This is a genomic window from Rhizobium sp. NPDC090275 (assembly GCF_044772225.1).
Taxonomy (GTDB): Bacteria; Pseudomonadota; Alphaproteobacteria; order Rhizobiales; family Rhizobiaceae; genus Rhizobium.
This window is the reverse complement of record NZ_JBIVYL010000026.1, coordinates 1-5,818: the sequence shown is the minus strand read 5'-3', so window position 1 is coordinate 5,818 and position 5,818 is coordinate 1. Positions and strand designations below refer to the sequence as shown.

Sequence of the window (5,818 nt, the reverse complement as noted above, 5' to 3'; positions counted from 1 at the left end):
GCGCTTTGCCAAAGCAGCAACCAATTCCTTCTTCGTCGTCACGCTGATCAGCCTCATCTGATTTGCTCCTCACCCACAAATGCTGGGAGCAAATCGGATGAGGCAACGGCCAACAATTGGGGAACATTTCTAGTGAGGCAATGCGGCGTCTCATCCTGATCGCCGCGCTATAACCGTGGGACCCCGACAAGCCGCGTTTACGATGTTTGTCGTCGTGGATCGGACTAATATGGAGGCGGTTCCAAAGGCTCAGGATCTCGGTGATCGTGTCCCGCGCCTGAGCGATGCACTCGAGCCTCCGATATACTCTCCTGGCTTGAAGAAGGCGGAAGTTTCTGCCGGCCACTTCGTCAGCGAAATGACCAGGGCGGAAAGAAGCTTCGTTTGCAAGGATGGTTCCAGGAGATCGCCTCTGATATCGGGCTGCTGCGCCCGCACCACCTACAACGTGCATTGTTGTGCGATCTCAACGCGTTCGCCGTAAGAGCTTTCCTCTAAACTTTGGTCGCTAAACTTGGATTTAACATGACTGGCGTGAAGCCTGACATTCACGAGATTAAGTTGCCACCTGGGTGTGGAAGCGTTCTAGTGATGCCGAGCGGACGATCGGAGAGAGGGAACTTGGCGTCTCAAGGAGCGTTTTTAGACCAACGACCAGGGGAGCTGACATGGGACGTGGAACCGTTATCGCCCTTGGGGGGATCGCAATTATGGCTATGATATGCATTTACCTGTATCTGCCGTCCCCAGTCACAGCCTTTCTACTCGCAGCCGTCGTGCTCATCGTTTTCGGTGGCGGACTGTGGCATCTGTGGCAGCGGGATCTGACGTAACGTAAGCCGCAGTCGAGCAACTGCCAACCCCGGTAGGTAATCCACGCCCACTCCGTCGATTAAACAGAAGACGATAGACCTGTCGGCTTTGTAGGCCACGCCGTGACTTAGGCTAGACCAGCCGAAACCACTTCAATGGTGCCCTGGATTGAATTGAGGGTGGTTTTGGTGGTCGCATCCGTCCTAGACGACTGCCATTATCACCGTTGATCATCGCAGAATAGATTATTGCGGTGCTGCGAGCGCAATTCCAGAAGTCCTTGACAGTGGTTCAATTTGAGCTGCGCGAAAGTCGCTACCCCCTTCCAGCAAGGCGGCCATGATAAACTTGGGCTAGCTTCTCAAAAAAAGCTTCATCCCTCATTTTCCGCTCGATGCCTGTGGAACCAATTGCCGCGAAACACATTTATTACGCGCATAATTTGAGGGGGCAATGTGAGTAATCATTTTCAAACTACAGGCTTTACAACGGACCGAGTTCGCAAGGTGCTGAGGGTGGTCGAGTTTGCCGACCACCAGGGGTTGGACGACAAGCAGAAACGCGATCTTTTGAAGCTGTTCGGAGAATTTGCAACTCTCCAGGAGCTGCTGTCAAACTGCCGTCTGCCCGGCAAAGTCCGGTAAGTCGTTCCCGCAGATGGTGCCTTAAGGCCAAGTCATTCCACCGCATAACAAATTTCATTCTGGGGCAATGATGATCAAGCGGACGCTCTTCCAATTCTTCCACTGGTACTCGCTGGGCGACAGCCGTCTCTGGAAAGAGGTTGCCGCGAAGGCTTCAGATCTCGCGGAGCTGGGGATAACTGACGTGTGGTTGCCACCCGCCTACAAGGGGGCATCAGGAGCGTACTCTGTAGGATACGATACCTATGATCTCTTCGACCTTGGGGAGTTCGATCAAAAAGGGAGCAGGGCGACCAAGTATGGTGACAGGGCCGCCTTTGAGGTTAGCTGCCGGGCCCTTGTGGATCACGGCATTCGTCCGATCCACGATGTCGTACTGAACCACAAAATGGGTGCCGACGAGAAGGAACGGGTGGTCGTTCGACGCGTCGATGCAGGCGATCGTAGGCAAATCGCGGAAGACGACGTGGAGGCTCTCGCCTACACGCGCTTCACCTTCCCCGGTCGCGGCGGAAAATACTCAGAGTTCATCTGGGACAAACAGTGCTTCAGCGGCGTCGACCTGATCGAAGAGCCCAATGAAAGTGGTGTGTTCCGACTGATGAATGAGTATGGCGAAGGCCAGTGGAACGACGAAGTTGATGATGAGCTTGGAAACTTCGACTACTTGATGGGTGCTGATGTCGAGTTCCGCAACAAGGCCGTCTATGAAGAGCTGAAATACTGGGGACGCTGGTTTTCCGACCAGGTTCCGGTTGGGGGCTTCCGATTGGATGCGGCGAAGCATATTCCAGCTTGGTTTTTCAAGGACTGGGTCGGCCATATGCGCGAGACTGTCGGCGACGACTTATTCGTCGTCGCCGAATATTGGCATCCCGATATGGGAACGCTCACGAACTATCTGGAACTCGTCGACAAGCAGCTTATGCTTTTTGACGTCGCGCTCCATCATCGTTTCCATGATGCCTCCAAGGCGGGTGGAGATTTCGACATGCGGACCATTTTCGACGGGTCGCTTGTATCGGCCAACCCCCAGCATGCCGTGACGCTTGTCGACAACCATGACACACAGCCACTGCAGTCGCTGGAAGCTACTGTTGAGCCTTGGTTCAAGCCGCTGGCCTACGCACTGATCCTGCTTCGCGAACAAGGAACGCCGTGCGTTTTCTATCCGGATCTGTACGGTGCGGAATACAGCGACAAGGGCACCGACGAGAGCCAGCACCTGGTAAAGATGCCAGCAATCGGTTGCTTGCCCAAATTAATCGAGGCGCGTCAGCGGTTCGCTAACGGGCCGCAGGTCGATCAATTCGATGATCCCAGCGTGATTGGCTTCACGCGTCATGGAACCGAAACCGAGCCTGGCTGCGTGGTTGTCATGTCCAATGGTGCGGCCGGAGAGATCTCGGTTGATCTCGGTCCAAACCAGTCTAGTACGTTGTTCATAGACTTCTTGGGTCATCATGAGGCTGAAGTGACTGTCGACGAACAAGGTCGTGCCAATTTCCCCACAAATGGCGGAAGTGTCAGTGTCTGGGTCCGGCGTGACGCCCTTTAATCGCTGAGGCATGCACACAAAATAAACCTAAGGTCGTTTTTCCGGCTGCGGACCTTCAGCGACGTCGCTAAGCTTTCTCGCTTTCAGCCATTTGATGACCCGAATTTCTTCTTCGTCCATCCACTGAAGGAGCCGTTCGCTTCGCGTTTTGAACTTGAGCACTTCTCTGAGAGTTCCAGCTTCAAAATCCTCAAAGACAGCTGGATGTATGTAGGACGACCGGCATACAGATCGCGTATTAACCAGCTTGGCGGCGACCTGATCTACCGCCTCATTGAGCTGGCGTGCGAGCGCTCTTTTTGTGTCCGCTACCTCGGCCGAGGCTAATGCTTCCACTGCCATGCAAGTCGCACCCCAGGTCCGAAACTGCCTAGAGCTGAATTCCTCGCCGGTCACTTCCTGGATGTACGCATTCACATCACTGGAGGCAATCTGACGACAGCCGCCCTCGTCGCAGACGTACTGGAATAAATGCTGGCCAGGCAATTCTTGTAGTTTGCGAACGACGTTGGCTATCCGGCGGTCACTATGGGCCAAATTCCATTCCTTGCCGGATTTGCCTTTGAAGCGGAACTTCACACTCCCGCCTTCGACTTGCACATGGCGGTTTCGCAAGGTGGTGAGGCCGAACGATTTGTTTGTCTGCGCATATGCGGCGTTGCCAATGCGGATGTAGAGGTTATCCAGCATCCAGACCACTGTTGCTAGCGCCTTACTCATATTCAGCCCGCGCGACCGCAAATCGTTGTCGACCCTTTCACGAAGATCTGGCAGATGGTGCGCGAAGTCTGCTAATCGCTCAAATTTCGCTTTGCCTCGTTCAGCATGCCAGTCAGCATGATAACGATACTGGCGTCGTCCTCGCGCATCTTTTCCGATAGCTTGCAGGTGCGAGAACGGGTTCGTGGAAATGACGACGTCGGTGTAGGCAGGCGGAATGGCGAGCGCGTTCAGTCGCGCTATTTCGGCAGTCTGGGTAATCCGACGACCATCCGGCTGGTAATACAGAAATCCCCTCGCTCCCATTTTTCGGGTGATCCCTGTCTCCAATCCAGGAACGTAGACAAGGCCCGACGCAAGCTTGGCCTCGACGGCAATCGTATCGATATCAGTAAGGGTCTGGTTCATGTCGCGGTAACCTCTAGAACCGGATTTCGTTCCCACCGCCGGTCATTGAACGTAAATTCGAGACGCCAGCCCGCGCGATGCGACTTGGCTTGTGCGATCCAATCCCATTCAACGCTTTGCAAGCGGAACAAATCCTTCTCATCGGCATTTGCCCGCCAAACGAAGGAGGCTGAAAATGAAAGAAAAGGTTTCAGAGCGTGGGAGAGCTCTACGAGGCAAGCCATATTCACTCGAAGAGTTTCGCGCGAAATACGCCTTGGATCAGCACGATGCCGAAGATCTGTTCCAACGCTTCGGGCCGTCATCAGTGGAGCTCGACCTCTTGATGGCGGCCAAGCGCCGTAAGCCGTTGTTTCAGGTCATCGTCGCCGACATCAGTCTGTGAGCCAAACTGATGCCCACATTCATCTTTCAGCTTGTAGACGGGAGCGTAGGCGACGTCACTGAGATCCAGCACGAGATCGACACTCTTGATGAAGCTCGTTCCGAGGGTAGGACGTTGCTCCGCGAGTTGGTGGCAAAAGGATCGCCCGATGAGTTCGCAGACATGATGAGTATCGAGATTTTCGACGCTGAAAGGAGACCGATTGTGGAACTGAGACTTACGTTCGACCAGATCGAAAAGAGATCGTAGGACGGAGCCGTTACACCCGCCAAGCTTTGCTTGTGGCTCTCCGAGCTTTGCTCGTGGAATGAGTCTGCACCGGAACCTAAATCGCAGCCGGATGTTATAAAAGTCATAATAGAAAAGGTACAGAAAATGGCAGATCCGACCAAATCGCCCGCAGTCCAGTCGTACAATGCAGAGAAGTCCCGGCGGCGCACTGCAAACCCCGATACTCTCGAACAGGGCCTAGAAGACAGCTTCCCTGCGTCTGATCCCGTTTCGGCGGTCCAGCCGTCAGTCGCCTCCACCGTCGGTGGAAAGTCCACTGATGCTCGTGATGGTGCTCCGCTTGTAGACGAAGCTTTGAGGTCGACCGGTGAGCTCGGCGGGCTTGAGCATCATGGAGGCGTCCGCGCTCTTCGCCGTGACGCTCAGCGCCTGTCGGACCAAGCTTCCGAAGTTGCTAGCAGTGCAGTGGCTGTTGGGAAGGCTGAAGCAAAGTCAATCCTCAAGAGTGTTGAAGACATCGTCAAGGAACGCCCGCTTACCGCGGTCGGTATCGTCGCTGCGGTAGCATGGTTCTGGGGAGCCACCCGATAAAGGCGCGGCATTGGTGCAGGTGCTTTGGCGCTCTGTAGTCAGTTCTCTGCGCGGGGATCGACGTTCAGCATCACGGTTCGTGACCCTAAAGGAGATCGCAGGGATTTTTCTCGTCGACCTTGCCGCGGGAAAATCTGCCCTGCTGCAGTTGCGGCTGGCTTTCAGCGGTGGAGCTTGATGCTCAGATTGTTGACGGGCCGGCTTGATCTCCTCAATGATCGGAGCGTCCTGGTCGATGATTAGCCACGCGTTGTTGGAGCTTTTAGCAATCCGCTCTGCGATCTGTCGTGTTGATTTGCGTATTCCAATGAAACCGGACAGGAATTCCGATCTTTAACCGGACGCTCATTCCCGCATTATACCGGACGCGTCGGTGAAGCGAAGCCGGATGCGCCGAGCGTCCCTGGGTCTGAGTTGATCATTGTCGGCGAATATTGGAATGGTCAAGCCTGAGTTGTGTCATCGGCA

The 5,818-nt window shown here is 54.7% G+C and carries 4 protein-coding genes; 3 read left to right on the top strand and 1 reads right to left on the bottom strand.

Annotated elements, in window-relative coordinates:
- The first annotated feature begins 1,527 nt into the window (after positions 1 to 1,527).
- Complete coding sequence (gene amyA / locus ACIQUB_RS31395) at positions 1,528 to 3,015, top strand: alpha-amylase (RefSeq protein WP_402935914.1); 1,488 nt, start codon at positions 1,528 to 1,530, stop codon at positions 3,013 to 3,015.
- A gap of 27 nt (positions 3,016 to 3,042) precedes the next feature.
- Here amyA and ACIQUB_RS31390 read toward each other — a convergent pair whose 3' ends face one another.
- Positions 3,043 to 4,143: a DNA topoisomerase IB gene (locus ACIQUB_RS31390; RefSeq protein WP_402935911.1), complete on the bottom strand. Its 1,101-nt coding sequence runs from the start codon at positions 4,141 to 4,143 to the stop codon at positions 3,043 to 3,045.
- Between the two features lie 175 nt (positions 4,144 to 4,318).
- Between ACIQUB_RS31390 and ACIQUB_RS31385 the strand changes: the two genes are divergently transcribed.
- Positions 4,319 to 4,528 (top strand): hypothetical protein, encoded by a 210-nt coding sequence (locus tag ACIQUB_RS31385; RefSeq protein ID WP_018901329.1) that lies wholly within the window; start codon positions 4,319 to 4,321, stop codon positions 4,526 to 4,528.
- Between the two features lie 9 nt (positions 4,529 to 4,537).
- Positions 4,538 to 4,777, top strand: a complete 240-nt coding sequence (locus ACIQUB_RS31380) for a DUF6894 family protein (protein ID WP_018901330.1) — start codon at positions 4,538 to 4,540, stop codon at positions 4,775 to 4,777.
- Positions 4,778 to 5,818 lie beyond the last annotated feature (1,041 nt).